Annotated in this window: 18 protein-coding genes and 1 pseudogene; 8 read left to right on the top strand and 11 right to left on the bottom strand. The window is 68.8% G+C overall.

Annotation, left to right across the window (positions count from 1 at the left end; genetic code table 11):
* Positions 1-139: 139 nt before the first annotated feature.
* Positions 140-715 carry a helix-turn-helix domain-containing protein gene (locus SL103_RS37960; protein ID WP_164492856.1) on the bottom strand — a complete coding sequence of 192 codons (576 nt, stop codon included), beginning with the start codon at positions 713-715 and terminating at the stop codon, positions 140-142.
* 358 nt (positions 716-1,073) lie between these two features.
* On the opposite strand from SL103_RS37960, the gene SL103_RS19000 reads away from it, so the two are divergent.
* Positions 1,074-2,201 carry an aminotransferase gene (locus SL103_RS19000; protein WP_069570174.1) on the top strand — a complete coding sequence of 376 codons (1,128 nt, stop codon included), beginning with the start codon at positions 1,074-1,076 and terminating at the stop codon, positions 2,199-2,201.
* 180 nt (positions 2,202-2,381) lie between these two features.
* Complete coding sequence (locus tag SL103_RS18995; RefSeq protein ID WP_069570173.1) at positions 2,382-3,548, top strand: serine hydrolase domain-containing protein; 1,167 nt, start codon at positions 2,382-2,384, stop codon at positions 3,546-3,548.
* A gap of 54 nt (positions 3,549-3,602) precedes the next feature.
* Here SL103_RS18995 and SL103_RS18990 read toward each other — a convergent pair whose 3' ends face one another.
* Entirely contained in the window at positions 3,603-4,088 is a 486-nt protein-coding gene (locus SL103_RS18990; RefSeq protein WP_069570172.1) for a carboxymuconolactone decarboxylase family protein, read from the bottom strand.
* Positions 4,089-4,395: 307 nt separating this feature from the next.
* On the opposite strand from SL103_RS18990, the gene SL103_RS18985 reads away from it, so the two are divergent.
* Complete coding sequence (locus SL103_RS18985) at positions 4,396-5,325, top strand: RNA polymerase sigma-70 factor (RefSeq protein ID WP_069570171.1); 930 nt, start codon at positions 4,396-4,398, stop codon at positions 5,323-5,325.
* A gap of 32 nt (positions 5,326-5,357) precedes the next feature.
* On the opposite strand, the gene SL103_RS18980 is transcribed toward SL103_RS18985, so the two are convergent.
* Entirely contained in the window at positions 5,358-6,446 is a 1,089-nt protein-coding gene (locus SL103_RS18980; RefSeq protein WP_208869904.1) for an alcohol dehydrogenase catalytic domain-containing protein, read from the bottom strand.
* A gap of 142 nt (positions 6,447-6,588) precedes the next feature.
* On the opposite strand from SL103_RS18980, the gene SL103_RS18975 reads away from it, so the two are divergent.
* Entirely contained in the window at positions 6,589-7,482 is an 894-nt protein-coding gene (locus SL103_RS18975; protein WP_069570170.1) for a LysR family transcriptional regulator, read from the top strand.
* A 45-nt stretch (positions 7,483-7,527) separates the two neighbouring features.
* Here SL103_RS18975 and SL103_RS18970 read toward each other — a convergent pair whose 3' ends face one another.
* The gene (locus tag SL103_RS18970) at positions 7,528-8,469 is read right to left on the bottom strand and encodes an AraC family transcriptional regulator (RefSeq protein WP_069570169.1); all 942 of its coding nucleotides are present in this window, start codon (positions 8,467-8,469) and stop codon (positions 7,528-7,530) included.
* Positions 8,470-8,550: 81 nt separating this feature from the next.
* Between SL103_RS18970 and SL103_RS18965 the strand changes: the two genes are divergently transcribed.
* The gene (locus tag SL103_RS18965; RefSeq protein WP_069570168.1) at positions 8,551-9,381 is read left to right on the top strand and encodes an NAD(P)H-binding protein; all 831 of its coding nucleotides are present in this window, start codon (positions 8,551-8,553) and stop codon (positions 9,379-9,381) included.
* 490 nt (positions 9,382-9,871) lie between these two features.
* Here SL103_RS18965 and SL103_RS18960 read toward each other — a convergent pair whose 3' ends face one another.
* Complete coding sequence (locus tag SL103_RS18960) at positions 9,872-10,495, bottom strand: TetR/AcrR family transcriptional regulator (RefSeq protein WP_069570167.1); 624 nt, start codon at positions 10,493-10,495, stop codon at positions 9,872-9,874.
* A gap of 126 nt (positions 10,496-10,621) precedes the next feature.
* Between SL103_RS18960 and SL103_RS18955 the strand changes: the two genes are divergently transcribed.
* Positions 10,622-11,293: a DUF998 domain-containing protein gene (locus tag SL103_RS18955; RefSeq protein ID WP_069570166.1), complete on the top strand. Its 672-nt coding sequence runs from the start codon at positions 10,622-10,624 to the stop codon at positions 11,291-11,293.
* Between the two features lie 68 nt (positions 11,294-11,361).
* Positions 11,362-11,574 carry a DUF4287 domain-containing protein gene (locus SL103_RS18950; protein WP_069570165.1) on the top strand — a complete coding sequence of 71 codons (213 nt, stop codon included), beginning with the start codon at positions 11,362-11,364 and terminating at the stop codon, positions 11,572-11,574.
* A 1,005-nt stretch (positions 11,575-12,579) separates the two neighbouring features.
* On the opposite strand, the pseudogene SL103_RS36305 reads toward SL103_RS18950, so the two are convergent.
* Positions 12,580-13,424, bottom strand: a pseudogene (locus SL103_RS36305) (IS5 family transposase).
* Between the two features lie 359 nt (positions 13,425-13,783).
* On the bottom strand, positions 13,784-15,022 hold the full coding sequence (locus SL103_RS18940) for a cytochrome P450 (RefSeq protein ID WP_069570164.1): 1,239 nt from the start codon (positions 15,020-15,022) through the stop codon (positions 13,784-13,786).
* Positions 15,023-15,454: 432 nt separating this feature from the next.
* On the opposite strand from SL103_RS18940, the gene SL103_RS18935 reads away from it, so the two are divergent.
* On the top strand, positions 15,455-16,489 hold the full coding sequence (locus SL103_RS18935) for a terpene synthase family protein (protein ID WP_164492855.1): 1,035 nt from the start codon (positions 15,455-15,457) through the stop codon (positions 16,487-16,489).
* 963 nt (positions 16,490-17,452) lie between these two features.
* On the opposite strand, the gene SL103_RS18930 is transcribed toward SL103_RS18935, so the two are convergent.
* The 4 genes from SL103_RS18930 to SL103_RS18920 all read right to left on the bottom strand — a co-directional run bounded on the left by SL103_RS18930 (position 17,453) and on the right by SL103_RS18920 (position 23,360).
* The gene (locus SL103_RS18930) at positions 17,453-17,884 is read right to left on the bottom strand and encodes a hypothetical protein (protein ID WP_164492854.1); all 432 of its coding nucleotides are present in this window, start codon (positions 17,882-17,884) and stop codon (positions 17,453-17,455) included.
* A gap of 762 nt (positions 17,885-18,646) precedes the next feature.
* Complete coding sequence (locus SL103_RS37955; protein WP_164492853.1) at positions 18,647-18,823, bottom strand: hypothetical protein; 177 nt, start codon at positions 18,821-18,823, stop codon at positions 18,647-18,649.
* A 212-nt stretch (positions 18,824-19,035) separates the two neighbouring features.
* Positions 19,036-22,182, bottom strand: a complete 3,147-nt coding sequence (locus tag SL103_RS18925; protein WP_069570161.1) for a hypothetical protein — start codon at positions 22,180-22,182, stop codon at positions 19,036-19,038.
* Positions 22,179-23,360: a hypothetical protein gene (locus tag SL103_RS18920; protein ID WP_164492852.1), complete on the bottom strand. Its 1,182-nt coding sequence runs from the start codon at positions 23,358-23,360 to the stop codon at positions 22,179-22,181. Before SL103_RS18920 ends, SL103_RS18925 begins: the two co-directional genes overlap by 4 nt.
* Positions 23,361-23,405 lie beyond the last annotated feature (45 nt).

Below are 23,405 nucleotides of genomic sequence, written 5' to 3'. Positions count from 1 at the left end.
TCCGGAGAGCGCGCCGTGGTTGTACGGCAGGTCGGTTCGATGCGGTCGCTCAACGGTGGGGGAGGCCGCACCCCGGGAAGACCAGGAGCCGCCGGTGGGCGGACGGGGATCCGGGACTGCGCCGGCGAATGCGCCCGGGTCAGGCGCCGGTGACGACCCGTACGAAGACGACCGGTTCGGCATCCTCGTTGAGGTAGGCGTACTGCTGGTCGCTGGCGATGACAGCGCTCTGGCCCGGTGCCACCACCTGGGGCCCGGTCTGCAGTACCAAGGTGAGGCGACCGGAGAGGACGTGGTGGATCTCCTGGGCGCCGGGCCGGTCGGGTTCCGCGTCGTAGCGCCCGCCGGGCGCCAGGGTCCAGCGCCACAACTCGGCCCGCGGTTCCTTGGTCGCGCCCAGCAGGAGCGCCTGGCTGCCGTCCGGGGCCTGCCACGCGAGCGTTCCGTCCACCTCCGCACCCGCCGCGTCGCCCTCCGGCAGGGCCAGGGCGGCGAAGTCGGTGTTCAGGGTGCGTGCGACACGGTCGACGGTGGCGAGGCTCGGGTTTGCCTGACCCAGTTCGATCTGGGTGAGCATCCGGCGGCTGAGCCCGCTGGCCTCGGCCAGCTGTTGCACGCTCCAACCGCGCTGTTTGCGCAGGGCGCGGATGCGTCCGCCGATACGGGTGACGAACTGCTGGGTGGCACTGCTGCCGGCGGCGACCTCACTGCTCATGGTGAGCAATATAGTGCACAAAATCATTGCCGGAATCGCCGAGTGCGCAATATAGTGCTCACTGTGCGAGTGTCGATCTCCCCTCGCGTCTCCGAGCCAACCGTGCTGGCTGCACTGGCCGCATTGGCTGTACTGGCTGTGCTGCGCGCGGCGTTCGGGACCTTCTGAAGGGAGTTGGCCCTCGCCGGCCGGTTCGTCATCGATATCGATCTGCCCGGTGGCGGTAACGCCATTCACTTCCCGCCCCGGAGGGCCGGACCGGGCCATGCGCGGGACCGCCTCAACGGCCTGCCGCATCGACGACGAGACGACGACACGCGACACGACGACACGACGAGACGACGAAGGAACTGTCCTGGTGAAGATCCGCGAATTCGCAGTCGAGCAATGGATGAACGAACACGAGGAGACCTGCCGGTACAACCTGGCCGAGACCTGCGTCCGCTCACTCACCACCGGTGAGCTGCTGGAACTCTCCGGCCGGCGTGCGGAAGTGCTGGCCGAGCTGGACGCCACCCCGCTCACCTACGGGCCGATCCCGGGTAGCTCCCGCCTGCGCGCCCTGGTCGCGGGCCTGTATGCGACCCAGGGCCCGGACAACGTCACGATCACCCACGGGGCGATCGGTGCGAACGCACTCGTGCACTCCACCCTCGTCGACCCTGGGGACCACGTCGTCGCCGTGGTCCCCACCTATCAACAGCACTACTCCATCCCCGCCAGCTTCGGCGCCCGCGTCGACCATCTGCAGCTGCGTGAGGAGAACGGCTGGCTGCCGGATCTCGACGAACTCGACCGCCTGGTCACCTCGGACACCAAGCTCATCGCCGTCAACAACCCGAACAACCCCACCGGCGCCCTCATCGACGAGGCCGGCCTGGCCCGCATAGCCAAGATCGCCGACCGGGCCGGCGCCTGGGTGCTGTGCGACGAGGTCTACCGGGGGGTGGACCAGGCCGGTGACGGGTTCACCACCTCGATCGCCGACCTGTACGAGCGCGGCATCTCCACCGGCAGCATGTCCAAGCCGTTCTCCCTGGCCGGGCTGCGCCTGGGCTGGATCGTCGGCCCCACCGGCCTGCTGCAGGCCGTGGCCACGCACCGGGACTACACCACGATCAGCGTCGGGCGCGTCGACGACCTCCTGGCCTGCGTCGCACTGGAGCACAAGGACGCCGTCCTGGCCCGCTCCCACCAGATCACCCGCACCAACCTGGACGTCCTCGACGCGTGGGTGAGCAGCCGCGACGACATCAGCTACGTCAAGCCGGCCTCGGGCACCACCGCGCTGTTGCACTACGAAGCGCCCATCGGCTCCTACGAGTTCTGTACCCGCCTGCTGCAGCAGACCGGCGTCCTGTTCACCCCGGGCGCCGCGTTCGACATCGAACACACCCTGCGCATCGGATTCGCCGACGACACCCCAACCCTTCGCACCGGGCTGCACCTGACGGGACAGTTCCTCGACCAGTTGGCCCAGGGGTGACCTGTCCGGCAGGTGGCAGGTGGCAGGTGGCAAGGGGCTTTCAGGGGTGCCTGGGGGACTGCTCAGGGTGATCCCTGATGGTTCCATCTGTCCGGCCAGGCAGAGTTACCGATGGGTCACCGAATCCCGGCTCTGTCGCCGCCATCCACGCCATCCGCCACCATCCTTGGGAGCAGCACGATGCGCCACCGCCCTGCCGCCCTCCGTCGCCTGACCGTGACCGGCGTCGCCCTCGCCGCGATCACAGCAGGCGTGTGCGTTCCCGCCGTGACGGCCTCTGCGGTATCTCCGCAACGGACGACTCCAGCCGCCTCGTTCGATCCTGCACCGATACGAGATCTGCTGACGCGTCTGCCCGATCCGGTTGTCGCCGGTGCGCTGGTCAGGGTGGCGGGGCACGGCCGAGCGATGCCGTGGACCGGAACAGCGGGGGAGGTCTCCCGTGACGCTCACTTCCGTATCGGCAGCGTGACGAAGATCTTCACCAGCACGGTCGTGCTCCAGTTGGCTGCCGAGCGCCGCATCGCCATCGACGCGCCTGTCCGGCGCTATCTGCCCGACCTCATCCCGACCGCGTACGGCACCGTCACCGTGCGCGAACTCCTGGACCACACCAGCGGTTTACCGGCCCCGGCCGGCATCCCCGGGCCTGCCGACGGGCCTGGTTGGTGGCGCAAGGGCGTGTCGCCCCAGGACGTGGTGCGCAATGCCTTCGCTGCCGCCGAGAGCCAAGAGGGCCGGCAGCCACCCACGCCCGAAAGGGTCCAGCAGTACAACGGCGTCAACACCTTCGTCGCCGGCCTGCTGGTCGAGAAGGTGACGGGCCGAACCTTCAGGGACGAAGTCACCCGCCGCATCATCCAGCCGCTAGGACTGCGGAACACCAGCCTCCCGTCGCCGGACGACATGTCCATCCCCACCCCGCACGCTCGCGTGTACATAGGCAGCGATGAGGTGACCGAGCAGAGTCCCTGGGCGTGGGCCGAGGGCGGCATGATCTCCACCGCCGCTGATCTGGACCGGTTCATGACCGCTCTGTTCCGTGGGCGGCTCCTCCCACCCGCACAGCAGAAGCTTGTGTTCACCGTGCCCGATGTCTCCAGCGCGCCGACCAACACGAACTGCATCAACAAAACGAGCTGCTTCAGCGCCGGAGGTCTGATGCGGGTCACGCTCGACAACGGCGTCACCGTGTGGGGCAAGACCGGCTCCCTGCCCGGGTGGACCAACGGCGTCTTCACCACCCGCGACCTGAAACGCCGTGTGGCCTACTCCCTCAACCCCACCGGCGCCGCGTCCGAACGTCCCTACGTCATGGCCGTCCTCAACTCCGCCTTTGCGATGTGAAGACCCGGCCCCGGATCGCATGATCCCGGGCCGGGCCGCATCTCCATCGGGCGATCAGTTCGACCCGTTGGCGAACATCCCGGGCTCGTAGGAGCCGCCCGGGTTGCGCACGATCACGCCGAGCCGGTTGGCCGCGTTGATCTGGGCGACCAGGGAGACCAGTGCGGCGATCTGCTCGTCGTCGTAGTGCTTGCGGACCTGCGCCCACGTCTCGTCGGAAACACCCTGGTGGGCGTCAGCGAGCCGGGTTCCCTCCTCCGCGAGCGCCAGCGCGGCCCGCTCGGCCTCGGTGAACACGGTGGACTCGCGCCAGGCGGCGACCAGGTGGAGCCGGACGGCGCTTTCGCCGGCGGCCGTGGCGTCCTTGGTGTGGAGGTCGACACAGAAACCGCAGCCGTTGATCTGGCTGGCGCGCAGCGATACCAGCTCTTGCGTGGACCTCGGCAGCGACGACTGGTGGATCACCAGGCTGGCATTGCCGAATCGCTTGGCGAATTTGGCACCGATCTCATTGTCGACCAGGTTGAAACGTGGCTCCATGACTTCGTCCTCACTCGTGGAATAACGCGCCGCGTGCACCGTTAAAGCACCTTCATGCGCCTCTATCGTCTTCATGCGCCTTCATGCGCCTTCAAGCTCGTTCGTGCGCGTTCATGCGCCTTCACGCGGCGTCTTGACGAACACGAGATGCCGGCGCCCCGCTTCCTGTGACAACCACGAGCATGTGGCGTACAGCACACCCTTCGAGATGTCACAAAGCGGCGAGAGCCGGCGTCTTGTGCGCGAGAGCCGGCCGAGCGCGAACACGCAGGGGCGAGTGATGAGCGAGCACAGGGAACAAGCAGTGATGGGCGAGCGCAGGGAACGGACAACCGACGACACAGTCGGACACCTCGCACGCGGTGGCCGCATGGACTCCGCCACCGAAAGGTTCGTGGCGCACCGCAACCTGCTGTTCACCGTCGCCTACGAGATGCTCGGCTCGGCCGCCGACGCGGAGGACGTCCTGCAGGAAACCTGGCTGCGATGGGTGGGAGTCGATCTCGATGCGGTACGGGACCAGCGCGCATACCTGGTCCGGATCACCACGCGCCAGGCGCTCAGCCGACTGCGTACGCTCCGCCGTCGCAAGGAGTCCTACGTCGGCCCCTGGCTGCCCGAACCGCTGCTGACCGCGCCCGACGTGGCCGAGGACGTAGAGCTGGCCGACAGCATCTCGATGGCGATGCTCCTGGTGCTGGAGACGCTCAGACCGACCGAGCGGGCGGTGTTCCTGCTGCGCGAGGTGTTCGACCTGGAGTATGACGAGATCGCGGAAGCCCTCGACAAGAGCGCGGCCGCGGTCCGCCAGATCGCCCACCGGGCGCGGGCACACGTCGCGGCACGCCGCCCACGCGGCGCCGTCTCCCAGGCCGAGACCCGCGACGCGCTCGACGCGTTCCAACAGGCAGTCGAGACAGGCGAGTTGCAGCGCCTGCTCGACCTCCTCGCGCCGGACGTCGTGCTCCTGACCGACGGCGGGGGAGTGGTGCGGGCCGCGCTGGCACCGGTGGTGGGGGCGGGCACGGTGGCCGCCGTGCTGGGCCGGATCGCCGGCGCGGTGTCGCTGCACCCGGCACGGGTCAATGGCTACCCGGCGCTGCTCCTCCGGCTCAACGGCGCGATCGACACCGTCATGGCGGTACGTATCGACGACGGCCTCATCACCGGCCTCTACGCCGTCCGCAACCCCGAGAAGCTGTCGTATCTGGCGCAGGAGGCCACCCTGCGCCGCTGAGGCCGGCCGGCGACCAGGGCGTGATCCCTGCGTCAGCCGCGTAGCGGGGTGAGGGCCGTGCGGTCGAACGGTCCGCCGTGCGCCGCGGCGTACGCAACGGCGTCGTTGACCGCGTCGAGGGGAAAGGACCGGACCCGTTCAGGGGCGAGGTCCAGCGCACCCGAGGTGAGAAGCCGGATGATGCCGACGTTCGCCGCGCGCGGGTACATCCACTGCCCGCGCACGGTGATCGAGTTCCGCATGATCCACGGATACGGGAGCGCGAGGTCGTCGCCGCCGAGCATGCCGACGCCGCCCATGAGGACGACACGGCCGTACTCGCGCACGGTCATGGCTGCCGCGCGCGCCGTCGAACTGGGTGCGCTCGGCGGGAGCAGGTCGAGCACCATGTCGATCGGGCCGTCGGCCGCTTCGGTCATCGCCGCGCGGTCGGCGGCCTCGTCCCCGGTCAGCCGGACCGGGCGTACGCGCGGGCCGAACCGGTCGGCGAGGAGGCCGAGCGCGGCCGGGTTCCGACCCGGCGCGACGACCCGGCCCGCCCCCATCGCGAGCGCGAGCGCCACCGCGCTGCTGCCGAGGTTTCCGGTGGCTCCGCTGACGAGCAGCGTCTCACCGGCCTCGAGCTCACCGGCCAGCAGCCCGCCGTAGGAGATGGCATATACGCAGAGCGCGGCCCACCGGGCCGGGTCCTGCTCAGCCGCCGCGGGAAGGGGAAAGACGTTCTCCGTGGGGACCCGCAGCAACTCGGCGAACGCCCCGTCGCGCAGGTGCCGGGCGAGCCTCGCGCCGCCGTCGCCTCGGGAACTCCAGCCTTGCAACGTGATGTCGGGCGTCAGGGCGTCATCCCGTGACCGCACCGTCGAGTCGCACCACACCAGGTCGCCGGCGCGCAGCCGGGTGGCGTCCGGTCCGACGTGGACGACCCGCCCCACGCCGCCGGGACCGGGCACGACGGGAGGGACGAGGGGGTATCTCCGCTCGCCGCTGAAGACCTCCACCGCGTAGGGGGGCACACAGGCGGCGAGTACCTCGACCAGTACTTCACCGCCTCCCGCCTCAGGGTCGGGCACCTCCCGCACTGTGAGCGGGGCGCCGAACTGCGTCAGAACTGCTGCTCGCACGTGCTGACCTCCGTGTTCGTGGGGCTTCGTCAGGCTTCTTCGGTGTTCTTCAGTGTTCTTCGCTGTCCACCGGGAGAGACGCTAGGCGCCCGGCAGGCATGCGGGAAGCGACGATCCTGCATGTGTGGTATGCGTACTACGCATGGACATCTCCAGCGTGGGCCTACGGGTCCTGCAGCAGATCGCAGAGTCCGGCAGCTTCACCGCGGCGGCCACCCGACTCGGCTACACGCAGTCGGCGGTCTCACGTCAGGCCGCTGCCCTCGAACGCAACGCGGGTGCCACCCTGTTCGAACGCCGTCCCGACGGGGTGCGGCTCACCCCCGCCGGGCTGACCCTGCTGCGGCACGCCCGCACGATCCTTGATTCCGTCGCGGCTGCCGAACGCGACCTCACCGGCACTTCCCCGCAGACCGAACTGGTGCGGCTCGGAGCGTTCCTGAGCGCGGGCGCGGTGTTGCTGCCCGCCGCGCTCAAACGGCTCGCGACGACCGACCCGCACATCACCGTCACGACGAGGGAGGGCACCACTCCCAGTCTGATCCGGGCGCTGCGCGCCGGCTCGATCGACCTCGCCGTGCTGACCTCCCGTCCGCCCCACCGGCCGCCGGACGGCGAGTCGCCGCCCCTGCACGTCGAGACCGTCGAGGACACCGAACTGGTCGTGGCGGCGTCTTCCACCGGAGAGTTCGCGGGCCGCACCACGGTGCACGTCGACGAGTTGGTCGACGCCGCGTGGATCGCCACCCCGTCATCGAGCTCCGAACCGCTGCTCGGCGTCTGGCCGGGCTTGCCCGGACGCCCGCGCATCGTCCACTCGGCGCGCGACTGGCTGACGAAGCTGCACTTGGTCGCCGGCGGCTTCGGTGTGACGACGCTGCCGTCCCGGCTGTCGCCGGTCCTGCCGCCAGGGGTGAGCCTGCTGCACGTCGAGGGCGCACCTCCCGAGGTCCGCCGGATTCTCGTAGCGCGCCTCCCCGGCCACCCCCACCCCGCGGTCACCGCTGTCACCCGAGCGATCAAGTCCCCCGCCTGACCCATCATCATCGCCGTCGCCGACTGGGAACCCGTTCGCACCCGTTCAATGCGTCTGCCGGCGCCAGATCGAAGGGCTGACGCCCCGTATGCGCTTGAACGCCACACTGAAGGCGAAAGGGTCCTCGTACCCGACGTGGTGAGCCACGGCGGCGACGGTCGTCTCGGCGTCCCGGAGCAGGTCCGCCGCCACGGTCATCCGCCAGCCCGTGAGGTACGTGAGCGGGGGTTCGCCGACCAACGCGGTGAAGCGGGCGGCGAAGGCGGCCCGGGACATGCCGACCTGGGTGGCCAGCTCGGCGACCGTCCACCGGCGGGCGGAATCCGCGTGCAGCAGGTGCAGTGCCTCGCCGATCGCCGGATCGGCCAGTGCCCGGTACCAGGCGGGCGCCGTCTCCGCTCCGGCACACCAGGCCCGCAACGCCAGCACGAGCAGGAGGTCCAGCAGCCGGTCCAGCACGGCGTCCTGACCGGGTTCGTCACGGGTGGCCTCGGTGCCGAGCAAGTCCAGTGCCGCCCTGGTCGCCGGCCCGGCGGGTACGACCGCCAGCGGCGGCAGCGTGCCGAGCAGCCGGTCGCCGACGTCGCCGCGCAGGTGGTAGGCGCCGCGGAGCATGACCGTGGCCCCGGGCAGCCCGTCGCCGTAGGTGCGGGGAGCCAAGTTCCGCTGCGTGGCCGGCGTTTCCGGCGCCCCGTCGGCGACGCTTTTCCTCCGCCCGTGGATCACGACCTGAGGCGGGGTGGAAGGGTCGTCGGCGATGGTGTACCCGCCAGGGCCCGTGATGAGGGCGATGTCGCCCGCGGCGAGACGCACCGGGGCGGTGCCCGCGTCGTCGATCCGCACCGACGCGTGGCCGGCGAGCGTGGTCACGACCGTGAGCGGTGGCGGATCGGTGAAGCTCAGCGACCACGGAGGACGTTGGATCAGCTGTCTGACCAACGCGTTCCTGGCCCGGGCCCGGTGCAGCAGATCGCTGAGTACGTCCACCCACCCACGCTAGACGATCACAAAGGAAGCGGCGACGTTCTCCCATGGATCGTCCACGCCCCCTGGGGTTGGCTGAACTGCATGAAGACCATCCTCGTCCTCGGCGGCACCGGCAAGACCGGCCGCCGCATCGCCCGGCGCCTCAAGGCCGCCGGCCTACCTGTGCGCACGGCGTCCCGCACCGCGGGCGACCCCCACCTCGACCTGGACGACCCGGCGAGCTGGACACCCGCGCTCGATGGCGTCACCGCCGCCTACCTCGTGGAGCCGAGCCTGTCGGCGAGCACGGACCACCAGGCGCGCATCCCCCGGTTGGTGACCGAGGCGGTCGCCGCGGGCGTACGGCGCTTGGTGCTGCTGTCCGCCCCGCGCGCCGGCGAAGAGGGCCATCCCCTGCACGTCGCCGAGCAGGCCGTGCGTGACTCCGGCGTCGGCTGGACCATCCTCCGCCCGCAGTGGTTCGCGCAGAACTTCAGCGAGGGTCCCTGGCGCCCCGCGATCCTCGCCGGAACCCTGGCCCTGCCCACCGGCGACGGGCGCACGCCGTTCGTCGACGCGGAGGACATCGCCGAGGTCGCTGCGGCGGCGCTGACCGAAGACCGCCACAACGGACGGGTCTACGACCTGACCGGCCCACGGGCGATCAGCTTCGGCGAGGCGGCCGGCCTCATCGCCCGGGCCACCGACCGCACGATCCGTCACGTCGACGTCGAACCGGAGGACTTCGTCCAGCGCCAGGTCGCCGCCGGCGCCGCACCCGACGTCGCCCGACTGCTCACGGAACTCCTGGTGGCCCTCGGCAACGGCTCGGGCGCCGCGCTCTCCGACGACGTGGAACGTGCCCTCGGCCGACCGCCCCGCGCCTTCGAGACCTTCGTCACCGAGGCCGCCGCCGCGGGCCACTGGAACTGACGAGCCGTCCTCCGGGACAAGTGCCGTGTTTTCGATGCCGTACACAGGGCACACGCAAGACAGTCCCCGGCTGGCCTCCCCCGTCCAGCCGGGGACTGTCGTCCTCAGACTTCGGGGCCGTGCAGTCACAGACTCTGCAGCAATCCCACATCCCCCGGGCGGATCAGGGGGCCGGCCGCCGGGGGAGGGGCGGCAGCACTCAAGCAGAGAGCCGATGCCCACGCCGGCGGGAGCACGGACGAGTTCCACCACTGGCACGGGGCCGAGCAGCGAGGGAACGCCGTCGACGTCGTCGTAGCCCTCGGGAGGGCCGAGGAATGCGGCCTGCCGCTCGCTCTGCTCACGCATTCGGACAGCACCTGTCCACGGGTCGGGAGGCAGCCGGCCCTCGCCGAGAACCGAAAGGTTCACGGACTCGGGCCGCAACAGCCTTCTGCCGGCGCCCCGGAGACCTGCACGTGGCGCGGCTAATCCTGCTCGGCGACCGGGCTCACCGGTACGCGGCGAGGAAGGTCCGGATGCCTGCGTCGGCGTAGTGCTCGAGTTCGGACTCGTTGTGCTGCGGACTGCCGTGGAACATGGCCCTGTTCACCGGGATCCACAGCAGCAGACCGGAGAAGTGGTGGGCGGCCAGAACAGGGTCGTCGATCCGCAGCAGCCCCCGGTCGGCAAGGCGTTGGAAGGTCTCGGCCAGGGTGGCGAGGACCCGCTCGAAGCCCTGCTCGTACCAGGTGGCACCCAGGTCGGGGAAGGTGTCGGCGTTGGCGATGATGAGGCGCCGAAGTTGGAGCACCTCGGGCTGGGTGAGGGTGCTCAGGAACTGGCGGGCCAGTCGGAGCAGGTTCTCCTCCAGTGAGTCCGCGTCGGCGGGGATGTCGGCCACCAGGTCGATCATGTCCTCGACTCGATCTGTGGTGGCCAGGACGATCTCGGCGAACAACTTCTCCTTGTCGGCGAAGTGCTTGTACACCGTCTGCTTGGACACGGCGGCCAGCTTGGCGATGTCGTCCATGCTCGTACCGGCGTAGCCCTTTTCCATGAAGACCGCCGTCGCGGCTTCCATGATCGCCTGATGCTTGCGCGCGGACCGGCTGACGGGCTCGTTCGCTTCCATACGCCCTCCTCGGATCGAGCAAAACAGTACTGGACAGTCCAGTTCTTCTACGAGTACCGTACCGTCCAGTTCAGCAGTACTGAACCGTCCAGTTCCGAGCCTGGCCTCGGCTTAGGGGGATATCAGATGACTCAGGCGCTCCGCGTACCGCTCACCGGCCGTGCTGCCTCGACTTCGTCCACCACTCGTGCGCTGCTTACCGGCGGGGCGCTGGCGGGCCCGCTGTTCCTGGGGGTGGGACTGATCGAGGGCCTCACGCGCGACGGCTTCGACTTCACCCGCAACGCCCTCAGCCAACTCAGCCTCGGCTCCGTGGGCTGGATCCAGGTCGCCAACTTCTTGGTTACCGGCGCCCTGGTCACCGCCGGCGCGGTGGGACTGCGGCGGGCGATCGGCCACACCGCCGGCGGCACCTGGGTGCCGCGCCTGATCGGAGTCTTCGGAGCGTCCTTCCTGCTCGCCGGGGTGTTCACGGCGGACCCCGGTGCGGGATTCCCGGCCGGCACGCCGGACGGCCCGGCCACGCTGAGCGGACACGGGACGGTCCACATGCTCAGCGGCATGGTGGGTTACCTCGCACTGTGCGCCGCATTCCTCGTGCTGGCCCGGCATTTCGCCGTCCAGGGGCGGCGCGGTTGGGCCCTGGCCTACCGCCTCCTGCCGCTGGGGATCATGGCCGGATTCGTCGGCTCCGCCACCACGGTCGTGGCCTTCACCGCCGCAGCCGGCCTTGGCCTGCTCGCACTCACCACAGCAATTGCCCGGCTGTCCGGCCCCGCCCCCACCGCACAGCAGTAGCGGCTCCCACCCCGCTCGCACGACACCGACCCGAGAACACCGCACGCAAACAGACAGGACGTCGCGTCATGACCGCACCGGTGAAAGGCCCCGCCAGCTACTTCCCGTCCATCGAGAAGAAGTACGGCCGCCCGATCGAGGAATGGAAGGAGCTGATCCGCACGTCACCTCTGACCAAGCACATGGAACTCGTCGCCTGGCTCAAGTCCGAGCACGGCCTCGGTCACGGGCACGCCAACGCCCTTGTCGCCCACACTCTCGCCGAGCGCGACAGCAGCTGACCCGAACTCGGGCCTGTGCGCTGCGTACTGAGAGCCTCACGTCAGGGGGCACTGAGCGCCAAGTACTTCGTGCACTCAGTGCTAACGAATTGCCGGGCTTGATCCGGAATCCTTTACTGACGTGGGGCTCGACCACGGGGGTGTCGAGCAAGGAACCACAGTGAGGGGGCCTCGCAGGCATGACCGGCCGGCCCCGGCTGGCTGCATCGCCGTGATGCTGGAGCGGGGGACCCTGGCAGGCGCGGCACACGCCGCAGACTGTGTGCTGTCCTCACCGGAAGCAGAACAGGCTCTCCCCACCGCTGGTGTGGCGAATTGCTGCGACGGCCATTCGCTACGCCAGCGCCCCGGTTCGACGAAAGGCGCGATGGTGGGGCCGGCCAGGGCTTTCCCTGACTGTGGACGTTCAACGAACCACGCGCCGCCGATTCGAAGCCGAAGGGATACTTATGTCACGTCAGTTCAAGCGTTCAGCAACCTTCTTGGCGGCCCTGTCGTTTGCCGTAGGGGGATTGTCGTCACCGGGCCCAAGGCTCAGGCCGAAGAGGTGTGCAGCGGGCACAACTGGATGCGGGAGTTCGATACGCCTGGCGAGAACATAGAAGTCGAATACCAATTCTGCGTTGGCGGAGGCAGAGGAAAGTACCAGGGGTGGGGCTACGGCACGGTCGATGACGGGGGCGGAGCACGAAAGGTAGACGCATTCATCGTCGATTCCCCCGACCTCCCTGAAAGGTAGGGGAGTTGACTTCCGTGGAAACACGGCAAAAGGGGGAGCGGGGCAGGACGCTCCGCTCCGGGATGATCGTGGCCGCCGCGGAGGCGCTCAATGCCTGCTGGGCTCTCGAACGGTGGCGAGCTTACCTTGCTCGTGACGCAATACATGGCCGGGCCACGGGCGGTCCGGGGCGCGGCGCAGCGTCACCATCCGCGCCTCGGGCGCGGACGGAGGCCGTCGTGGTCGGGGCGACTCCAGGTGAATACGCCTAAGGACTTTCGTTTGGATCATCGGGCTGACCAGAGGAAGATGCCTGCGATGTGGAGGTCAGCCAGGTAGATGGTTGCGGTCTTCTCGTAGCGGGTGGCGATGCCTCGCCACTGTTTGAGTCGGTTGATGCACCGCTCGACGGTGTTGCGCTGTTTTGTAGGTCTCGCGGTCGAAGGCTGGCGGCCTGCCGCCCCGGCTGCCCCGTCGCAGTCGGTGCCTACGCTGATCCGCCGGGACGGGAATCACCGCTCGGATGCCGCGTTTGCGCAGGTGGTCGCGTATGGCGCATGAGGAGTACGCCTTGTCTGCCAGGACCACGTTCGGCCTGGTCCGCGGTCTTGCGCGGTGGCGGGGAACACGTAGGCGGGCCATGAGATCCGTGAAGGCAGGTGCGTCACCAGCCTGCCCTGCGGTGAGAACGAAGGCCAGGGGTCGGCAGCAGCCATCTGCAGCGAGGTGGATCTTTGTGCTCAGTCCGCTGCGGGATCGGCCGATGGCATGATCGGCTGGTTCTCCGGCCGGGCCCCTTTTTGCGGGCCCCGGCCGCGTGCTGGTGAGCTCGCACGATCGTGGAGTCCATCGGCACGGCCCAGGTCAGGTCCTCGTCCGCGTCGGCCTGGGTCATCAGCGCGGTGATCACTTGCTCCCAGGTGCCGTCGAGGGCCCACATCCGCAGCCGGTTGTAGACGTCTCTCCAGTTGCCGTATTTCTCCGGCAGGTGGACCCACTGCGTTCCGGTCTGGAACTTGAAGGTGATCGCGTCGATCACCTCACGGTGGTCGCGCAAGCGTCCAACCCGCTTCGGCGTCCGGTCCGGAAGCAATGGCTGAATTCGCCCCCAATGCACATCTGTTAACGGCACACCGGACCAACGACCGACTGAACCAAACGGAACTGGCTAGTCGTCACATAGCACGGACCGGGCGCTGGGAGGGGGCCACGCAGCGCCCGGTCCGTGGTGGCAGGCTGGGCCGGCCCTTCGCGCCGTGGCCCGAGACGGGATTCGAAAGCGACGGACGGTGTCACCCTGGGGCGCTGCACCACAGCGCCACTTCAGTCTCAGGCCGTGCTGGCCGAGGACAGCACGGCGTGTCTCGCGTGCTGCTCGGCGTTGGCGGCATGATGCTCCACACGGTCACTGTTGAGTCTGCCTACGAGGGGTGAGCCTCACTGCAAGGTTCACCTCCTCACGAAGGAAATGGCACGGCGCTGCATGCAAACTCATGGGGCAGGTACATCCGTCAGTGCACTGTGCTCTCGCGACGCGTAGCCCGGTACGCGCCCCTTCTCTGTGGCTGCGTTGGTGGCCTGCAGCGGGCGGAAGGTGACCGGAAGGTTCACGAGGTGCTGGGACATCAGCGTGCCGTTGCGACGCAATTCCGCGGCGGGCACTGCGAGTGCAAGACCGTCCAGGCGTGCCAGCAGCGTGTCCACGCCCGCTTGGGCAATGGAGCGTCCGATCTCCTGCCCCGGGCACTCGTGGGCGCCTTTGGAGAAGGACAGGTGGCTCCTGTTGGCGTAGATGGGCGCCGAAAGCTCGTCCTCGGGCGGCCGGACCACTGGGTCTGCGTTGCCGGCAGCCAGGCCCAGGAGGAGCATGTCGCCGGCCCGGATCTGTTGCCCGCCCAGTTCCACATCTGCCACAGCCCACCGGCCGATCACCGTGTTGAGCGGAGGCTGGTCCCACAGCATCTGCTCTACCGCGTCGGGCAGGGTCATCTGCCCGCCGGAAAGGTGGGCTCGGAATCGCTGGTCGGTAAGGACCATTCGCAGGGTGTTCGCGATGAGGGTGGTCGTCGTTTCGCATGCGGCGACCAGGATGATCCTCACGTGCGCGAGAACCTCCTGATCCGTCAGCTGTGAGGGGTGCTTCAGCAGCATGGAGGTCAGGTCGTGGCCGGGGTGGCTCTTCTTGCTCTCGACGAGCTGTTGGAGCAGGTCGGTGACGTACCTGTCGCTCTCCACGGAGGTCTCCGTCCCCTGCAGCATGTCAGGCACCGCCTCGACAAGCCTCGGTCCGGCTTCTTCGGGCAGGCCGATGAGATTCGACATGACAAGCATCGGAAGCTGGACGGCGAAGTCTGCCACGAGGTCAACCCGGCCGTTCGGAAACCGGTTGATCAGCTCGAGCGCACAGCGGTCGACATAGCGGCGGATGCCGAGTTCTTCGAAGCGCCTCAGTGCCTCCTTGATCGCGTCACTGAGGCGCCTGTGCACAGCGCCGTCGGTGAAGTTGACCACGGGCCACCAGGTGATCATGGGGCTCAGCGGGTGGTCTGCGCGGACCCTCCCCGCCAGCGCCTCCCGCCATATCTGGGGGTCACGGGAGTAGCGCGCTTCGTTGCGTGCAACCTCCACGTTCTCGCGATAGCCGAGCACCAGCCAGGCCGGAAGGTCGTCATGCACTCGTACGGGCGCGACCGCGCCGTACTCCTCGCGGAGACGTTCGTACACGGCCATGGGGTCCGCCTGGGCCTCCGGCCCGTCCAGACGCAGCGGACTTCCGTCGTGTGCGTGTGCCGGGCACTGGGGCGGCGGCGAGCCAGGGGGGATGTTCATGAAACCGGAGCATAGCTGGCACACACGTTCGCCCTGACTCCTGGTCATGGGCTTTTGAGGACAGGTGCATTGGGCGCCGAAAAGCGCCGTTGAGGTGGGCCACCTTGTCCACCCGTGCTGGGACCTTAGCCGTCCAGATGTGGCAGCGCGGTATTTTCAGCCATCCGAGTGTGCAAAATGATCAAGTATGAGCAGGGCACGGGCGCGCCCTGCGGCGACCAGGGAGGTTCCGTGTACGGCACCGGGCAAGACGCACCAACCAGCGAGGCGCACCCATATGAGACATCGCTGGTGACCTGGCCCGTGGGAGTTCCGCGGGTGTACTGCCCGATCGTGCCCGCGAACGGGATCCATCCGCAGGCTGAAAAAGTCGGCGAACGCAGCGTGGAGTGGCTCGCCGGCTTCGGGATATTCGACAGTGACGGCTCGCTTCGGCGGCAGATCGTCGCGAGCCGGGTGGGTGAGGCTGTAGGTCGCGCGGCACCACTGGCGTCCGACGCGGGGCTGCAGTTGTACGCGGACTGGTCGGCGGCGGCCTTCACTTTTGACGACTTCTACTGCGATATGGGCCCCACCAGCACCCGCCCGGATGAGTTCCTGGAAGTCGCGATGCGTGTGCTGTACCGCATTGAGCGGCCCGAGGCCGCACGCTGGGATGAGACGCTCCTGTCCGATGCCTTCGCCGACCTCTCGCGCCGGGTCCGCAGCCTCGCACCGATGATGTGGCCGAGCTGGGTGACGGGGCACAAAGACTGGGTCCTCGGGTCCGTCTGCGGCATAGCGCAGCGCACCGGGGCCCGCGGCAGACCGGCGGACATAGCCGACCACCTCGCGACGCGGGTCAGCGACGGCGCGATGTCCCTCAATCACGCGCTCATCGAGATGGCCGAGGGCACCAGGCTTCCCGATGAGCTGCGCGGCGGGCCCACTGTTGCTGCCGCCACCGCGGCGGCATACACCCTCGTCCTGCTGGCCAACGACCTCGTCTCCTACCGCCGGGAGGCGGAGGCCGGTGCCACCAATACCAACTGCGTCACCCTTCTCGCCCCTACTGGCGGCAGCGTGGAGGACGGCATGGAGAAAGTCGTGCGGCTGCACGACCGCATCATGTCGCTCTACATCCGGCTGAGCCACCAGCTCAAGGCCACCCGCGACGAGCGACTCAGGCGCTACATCGACCAGTTGAGCACGTACATACGGGCCAACCTGGACTGGTCCCTGACCGTTCCCCGTTACCGAGCCCACCCCTCCAGCGGCGCCTCCGTCTCCGCCGCGGTGACCGGCTGGTCCACCGAGCCCTCTGACGGCAGCCTCGCTGCTCCGCCGATCCCCTCCATCGCGTGGTGGTGGGAGCAGCTCCGCGCCTGACCGCCCGTCGCCGCACCGAGCGCAGAAAGCATTCAGTGCGGATGCGGCTGGGAGCCCGTTGCGTCCAGGCTCTCGGCAGCAGCGACCCGGCAGTGCAAACACATCGGACGTGCCTGCTGCCCGCCGCCTCATGACGGCGGGGGGCAGGCATGGAGTTCGACACAAGGCGGTTGTCTCGGGCATCAGAGTTGCCTCACCACGCCGAAGTCACCAGGCGTCGGCTCCGGCAGGAGGCAACCTCGTGCGCTGCAGCGCGGCGACGTCCGCGGCGGCGTGCCTGCACCTCGTCGACTCGTCAGCGAGGCGTGAGGTCCGGGCCTGCTAGGGGACTACCGGAATGACGGTGCGTTGGAAGTGTCGTGGTCGGTACCAGGCGTGGCCGCCTGAATGCGCTGACGGTATGTTGTTGCAACACCGCGAGGACGCAAGCAGTTCGGCAAGCAGCCCCGGCCAGCGAAGCTGAAGCGGGAGAACGGCTGGCACTATGGCCAGAAATACGGTCCTGACCAGGTGATGCTGCGCGGTCATGCCTGGGGCATGCATCCCAGCCCAGCCTCGGGCTCACGCTCTCAGCAGCCTCCGCCACCGAGGGCCCCTGGCGCTTCTGCGCCCATATCGCCGAGCACAACCCGGCCAATGAAGTACTCGCCAGCCTTCTGGCGCTGACGATTCATGACCTCCAGTACTGCATCTTCAACTCTTCGCCTACCCTTTCATAGGCCGCAGGAAGGCCACTTCCGGCGAACCATCTTTCGGGTCGACCGAGAACCCCTCGACTCCTTCTACTGCAACAATTACCTCCAGGCGACCACCTGGTAGGCGCCGTCCAGCCACCGCACCCCATCGCCCAGACGCACCTGCCCCGGCGTGAATCCCTCCGCGGCGCTCACGCCGTGGCCTACGCCAGGCGGTCGCCCACGGCCCCAGCGGCCGGTCCCAGTGCACCGCCAGGCGCCGCTGCCGTTACCAGCCGGTACGCCAGATCCATAGCAGGCCCCTGCGGCATGCCACATGCCAACGCTCCCTCTGCATGGGGCGTTCGCGACAGAAGGCCGCCTCCAGCGCCTCCTGCTCCTCGGCCGGGACTGGCACCGGTTTCCGGTACTCGCCCGCCAGCTCCAGATTCTCCAGGCGCATCTTTGCCGGCACGTGGTGCACCGGTATCCGCCAGCCTGAGGCTGGGGCGACTTCGTCTAGCACCTCCAGGTTCTCCCGCCACTGTGGCCCGTCATCCTTGTCTGGTGCGACGACCACCGCGTGCCCCGTCCCACTGACGGTCCGCACCATGAAGTCGGGGCGCCAGCGGCGCTTGCCCCGCGCGCCCCGCCAGCGCAGCTCCAACGGTTCCCCGCCGATCCAGGCGATGCCCGGGTCGAAGTCCAGCTCGAGGGCCACCCCGCGGACCCGCAGCGACCCGCACACCACATGGCTGCCGGTCGTCGCGCACCACCAGTTCGACAGCTTGCCCGGGCGCCCTCGGTAGGCCACCGGCTTCGTTGAGGGACGGCGCTCCTCCAGTGCTACCCCACCAGCTCGGCGGGCGCGACGGACACCAACTGCCCCCGCTTGTCCAGATGGTGCGCGGTAACCATGCGCATGGCCTCCCTCGTGGGGCGCTTTCAGGTGGCCATTGCCGGGCAGGACACGCCCGGATGTGCGGCAGGATTTCCCTCCAGGGAGGGGCATGACTTGGCAAAGGGGCCGGTTCCGAGATCCGGGCGGCGCCCGGGAACGGACGTTGTGCCCAGAGCGGCGGTCTACGCCTGCCCGGCGGGGCCGGGTCGTCTTTGAGGAATACGGGCAGGCACGGACCGGCCGCTGCACAGGTGCCGCAGAGAAGGCTCACCCCCCTGCCGGCCTGTGGACCTCGTCGAGTGTGGGGGATCAGTGCACTGAGTAGTGAAGACCCTGGCCCCGTCCCTGGTAGCCCCGAGAGGGGCAGGCCACACACCCAGGGTGCAGACACTCCTGAAGGCCGCCCGGCAGTCACCGGGCGGCCTTCAGCGGTTCTGCGGGCCTCGTGCAACGTGCTGCGCCCGGGAGCCTCACGGCCAGGCCGAGAGATGGATCCGCAGTCCGCCAAGCGGACGATGTGCCCACATGCCGCAAGGGTGCACCCGCATCCGCACAACGTGACCTTTGCAAGTCGGCGGCAGGTCAGGCCGCGGGCAGGTGGCCCAGGCGCCGCCCGCGGTCTGCGGACGCCGCCGCGATCCGGGCCAGCTCGCCGCCGTCGTCGAGGACGGGCCATGCCCAGTGCGCGGCGGCGACGACGGGCTTGAGGCTGATCCGGGTGCGGTAGCGGGACGCGGCGTCGAACAGACGGTTCAGCATCGTCAGACCTCGGCGTCGAAGGCGCCCAGACGCACCACCCAGGCATCGCGGGGCGGGTCGAAGAATCAGCCGTCGACGCGGACCCCGGACGGGAACAGCGCACCTAATTCCGGCTGAGCTCACCCGAGGACCGAATGGCCTTGCTGCCTGAGCGCCAGAGCCGGTCTCACGCTTCTCATGTCAGCGTGAGGGGAGGCGCCAGATAAGGCAGGTCAGGCGCGGCTGCTGACCAGCGCGTCGAGTGTGAGCTGGACACGCCGGCCGTTGTCATCGAGCCCGAACATGAGGGTGGGCCGGTTGAGGGCGTCGGACTTGGAGTAGTAGCGGAACTGCAGGATCTGACCGCAGATGAGCCGCACATCGGTCATCAGCACGTCCTGGCAGGTGGCCAGGACAGTGATGCCGTGATCCTGGGCCGCGTCACGCAGAGCCGCAATGACTTCCCGGCGATGCTCGGCGCCCAGGGAGTCGCCGAGTTCATCGAGGATCAGAATGCGGCCGCGGGCGTCCGGCGCCGCCAGCAAGGCGGCCAGGACGAGGTGAATGGAGAACAGCTTCTCCTGAGCGGTGTTGGTCGGCCTGTCATAGGGCAGTAGCGGGCCGTTGGGGTTGCGCTGCCACCGCGGAACGACATGGCACACCCATTGGTCCTGCGCGGTCTGCGGCTCCGTGACATCGCACAGCAGATCAGCTTTGTACCCCTCGCGGCTGTGGAGCTCGTTGAGCTTGTCGCTGATGCGGCGCAGGGAGCCCAGGACGCGTTCCTTGATGGACTGTTGGGTCTGGGCGAGGCCCTCGCGCGTCTCCTCGACGATGTCCTGGAGGTAGCGGTGCTCGGTGGCGCGCTCGGCGCGCTTGACGTCTACCTGTTCGCGAGCGCCCCTGTCCTGCTCCTCATTGTCGGCCAGCCAGGTCACCAGCGCCGAGAGCGAGTCGCGGAAGATGGCGCCGTGGGGGTCTTCGATATGGGCTTCCTGATGGTGCAGAGCGTTGGCTAGTTCGGGGGTGGCGACGCCGGTGCTGTGGGAGTCCGCCGACAGGCGGGCGAGTGCCGAGGACAGGCGGGCCCGGCTTTCCCCGAGGAGCTCGCCGCTGATGCGCCGCTCGACCGCCCGCTCCCGATCACCAGGAACGACTGCATGGATGCTGATGCCCTGGGTGGGTTCGGCGCCCACCTCGTCCGGGGGAACCGCGCTCCAGTTCAACGCTGCCAGAGCCTCCGGTAACGAATCCGTCCAGACCAGACCGGGGTGAGCCGGTCCCTTTCCCCGTAACTCGAGCATGCGGTCGCGCTTCTGCGTCGTCTGTCCGATCTCCTTCTTGACCTTCTGAACCGACTCCAGCAAGCCCTGGACACGCTTCGTCGCGCCCTCGAATGCGTCCCCAGCGCGCACGGCTGCCTCGGCGGCAGTCGCTGCGCTGCTCCTGAGCCCGGGCAGCGTCTCGTCGTGCGCGGCGAGGGCCTCCTCCAGGTTGTGTGCCTGATCGGCGAGCCGTGATGCCACCTCCTTCGCCTTCGCCCGGTCGATGTCCCGGCTCAGCGCGGTGAGCCGGCGTTCACACAGTCCGATCGCAGCTGAGACAGCATCCTGCTCGGCGCGTTCCCGGACAAGCTGTTCCTCGAGGTGAGCACAGATGTCAGCCTGCCCGACGATCGGCCGCTCGAAGCCGCCGACGACATGCACTCCCAGACTCGGGAGAGAGGCGTGCGGCGGCTGCTCCACGGTGGTCGCGTCGGCCAGGGCCTGCAGGAAGGAGCGTGCCAACGGGGCCGCGTCGGCGATGCCCGCCGGCCAGCCCGCGGCAGGACGAGCCGGTAAGGCACCGGCCGGGGGCCCGGCGATGAGCACTGTCCCCGGAAAGTCCCGGACGGCCTCCACCGCAGCGTCCAATAGGCTCGGGGGAACACAGACCGCATCGCTCCATGGAGCCAGCCGCGCCTCCCACAGGGAGCGGGCATCGGGATGCAGACGCGTGCTGGCCATGAGCCCCACCGCGCCGGGGCACGGGCCAGCGTGCAGCGCCTGCAGAACAGCAGCCGTCTGGCCCGTGCGTCCCTCACGGGCATCAGCCAGCTCCCGGCCCGTCTTGTCGACCCGCTCGTCGGCCCGCAGCAGATCCGCTTTCGCCGCTACAAGGTCACCTTGGTGCGTGGCGAGAAGTTCAGCGAGCTCGGCCGACGTCGGCCCGTCGTATCCCTCAGCCCGCGCCTGTGCGGCGCGCTGCTCCTTTTCCACCCCTTTGAGAGCCCCGTGGAGTTCTCCCCGCTTTTCATTGGCTTCCTCCAAGAGCCGCTGAGCCTGGATCTTGAGCTGGCGGGCATCTTTGGCCGTGCGTTCCAGCAGACGCGTGTCGCGCGCCTCGGCCAACTGCTTCCCCACACCGCTCTCACGCTCCGACAACTCCTCCAACAACCCGGCGAACATGATGAGATGGGTCTCGATGCGGCGCTCGGCGACCACCGTGTCCACGTAGTCGCGTGCCGAAGCAAGCCGCCACAGTTCATGCGCCCGGCCCGTCTCGAGGCGTGCACGTTCCCGGGTCGCTACAGCGTGGAGGATCTGCTCTTCATCTCGGTAGGAACTCTCCGCATTCTTCAGCGCCTCAGCCAGGTCCTTCTGGGTCTGCTCCAACTCCTGGCGATCCTGCACGTCACGGGCCAGCATCCCGGCTCTGCCCGTGAGATTGACCAAGGCATCCCCGATCTGGACCGGCGTGAACGTACCCGCGTCCAGCTTCAGCAGCGACGGCCGCGACCGCATGCCGCCGCGGCTGACGATGTAGGCGAGCAGCCGCGGCGCACGCCCGTACAGAACTTCGGCGTACTCCATCGCACCCAATGGTTTCCCGCCGAGCCTGCGGAAGAAGCTGGCAGCCCCCTCGTGCTGACTGCGGTCGTCCCCATCAACCAGCAGATGCACCCCCGCTCTGTGCCGCACCTCGACATGCGGCGACTTCGCCGATACCTGCAGCCATACCGTGTGAGCACTGACCTGAGGATCCTCAGGATCAGCAAAGACCCCCACCACGTAGCCCACCTGAGCGGGCTCACTGACCTCTGGCGACGCTCCGGCCGTCACGGGCTCGAACAGCAGCTTCGGCGCATGCACCGAGCCGCCCCCTGTCATCCGCCACTCCGGATCTCCCAACAACAGCGCCACCGCAGCCAGGAAGCTTGTCTTGCCCGACTCGTTGGAATCCTTCGGCCCCCGGCCCGTCACGGCCACAAACGTGCCGGGAACAAGAGCCACAGGATGTGAGGTCAATCGCGCGATGAAGAACGTCTGCACGGCCACCAACTGCCTCGTACCGATCACCCCAAGCTTCCCGAGGGCGCCACCGGAGGGTTGCTCGCTCACACAGTTCCCCTCTCCGCGCGGCCCCCGGAGGTATCGGCCTCGCGAGCAGGGCGGACATCCGGCTGTCGGCGACGTCTGATCGCGGCAGCGAGATGACCGTCGGGCCGGCCCACGAGGACCAGGTCCTCCCACAGCAGGTTGCTGCGCTCCGCAGTCAGCCGGTCCAGAGCAGGCCCCGGCAGATACCGGCCTGCAGTCTTCTCCGCAACCAAGCCCGCTCCCTTGAGACGGCGCAGTGCCGCACTGATCGCCGTTTTGGTGATCTTCCTGTTGGAAGCGAGCACCGCCAGGGTGACCGTGTGCGATTCGCCGGTCCACCGGCTGTGCCGGTGCCGCCCCTGAGCACGGGGGAGTGCCACCGTGTGCAGGAGTACCAGAGCCAAGACCGCCCGCTCCACATCGCCCAGCGTGCCGACCCCCTCGGCCACCAGCGCATCGGTGACAGGATTAAGGAAGCCAGTGATCCAGTTGCCCTCTTCCGTCTGCAGCAGCTGTCGTCCGCAACGCCCGAGAGTCGCTTCGACCCGGGCCCGCAGTGCCGGATCAGCCAGCATGGGCAAGTTCGCCCGCGGCAAAGGAACCCGAGCGGTCTCCAGGGTGGCGATCACCGACCGGATCAGATGCTCGTCAACCGTTTCCCCCACCAGGGGGTCCCCGTCACCGACCTCCAGCGCCGGCACCCCCTCCGCACCCCGCTCCTGCCCACCGGCCGATTCCTCCGCGCCCAGCGCGGGCAGCAGATGATGCCCGCGCCGGAGCCCTTCCACCACCACAGCCGGCAACGCCGCGACGGCCGGCCCCAGCCGCAGCACATCCCCGTGCGCCACAACGAAGTGGGCCTCCTGCAGGACTCCGTCTACGGCCCGCTTCACCGTGTCCTCATCCGCCCCCAACCCCGCGCACAGCGACATCACGTCCGCTCGCCGGAAGGGCACTCCCGGGAACGGCTGCAGTTCCGGGCGTGGCCATGCTGCACGCAGACACGCCGCCCACGCCAGCGTCGCCACCGGCGCCAGCCCCACCCGCCACCCCGCCATCGGAATCCCGGCGACGGGAGCTGTCTCCGCATCCCATCCCAGCACCACCAGATCGTCTGTCCCCATATCACCGACACGCAGCACCCGGCGTCCGCTCGCACCCGCCGCGGTCGCCGCCTGCCCCAACACGGGCTCGGCCACAGCAGCCGACGCCACACCCCGAGCACGCAACCGCCCCAACAGCAC

The organism is Streptomyces lydicus (assembly GCF_001729485.1).
GTDB lineage: Bacteria > Actinomycetota > Actinomycetes > Streptomycetales > Streptomycetaceae > Streptomyces > Streptomyces lydicus_D.
Note: the sequence above shows the minus strand (reverse complement) of the source record. Positions and strands in the feature narration are given on the sequence as shown.

Bases quoted from the DNA above. Each gene is read 5' to 3' on its own strand.
- SL103_RS37960 (WP_164492856.1), bottom strand. From the start codon at position 715: ATGAGCAGTGAGGTCGCCGCCGGCAGCAGTGCCACCCAGCAGTTCGTC.
- SL103_RS18995 (WP_069570173.1), top strand. From the start codon at position 2,382: ATGCGCCACCGCCCTGCCGCCCTCCGTCGCCTGACCGTGACCGGCGTC.
- SL103_RS18990 (WP_069570172.1), bottom strand. From the start codon at position 4,088: ATGGAGCCACGTTTCAACCTGGTCGACAATGAGATCGGTGCCAAATTC.
- SL103_RS18985 (WP_069570171.1), top strand. From the start codon at position 4,396: ATGGGCGAGCGCAGGGAACGGACAACCGACGACACAGTCGGACACCTC.
- SL103_RS18975 (WP_069570170.1), top strand. From the start codon at position 6,589: ATGGACATCTCCAGCGTGGGCCTACGGGTCCTGCAGCAGATCGCAGAG.
- SL103_RS18965 (WP_069570168.1), top strand. From the start codon at position 8,551: ATGAAGACCATCCTCGTCCTCGGCGGCACCGGCAAGACCGGCCGCCGC.
- SL103_RS18960 (WP_069570167.1), bottom strand. From the start codon at position 10,495: ATGGAAGCGAACGAGCCCGTCAGCCGGTCCGCGCGCAAGCATCAGGCG.
- SL103_RS18955 (WP_069570166.1), top strand. From the start codon at position 10,622: ATGACTCAGGCGCTCCGCGTACCGCTCACCGGCCGTGCTGCCTCGACT.
- SL103_RS18950 (WP_069570165.1), top strand. From the start codon at position 11,362: ATGACCGCACCGGTGAAAGGCCCCGCCAGCTACTTCCCGTCCATCGAG.
- SL103_RS18940 (WP_069570164.1), bottom strand. From the start codon at position 15,022: ATGGCCGTGTACGAACGTCTCCGCGAGGAGTACGGCGCGGTCGCGCCC.
- SL103_RS37955 (WP_164492853.1), bottom strand. From the start codon at position 18,823: ATGCTGAACCGTCTGTTCGACGCCGCGTCCCGCTACCGCACCCGGATC.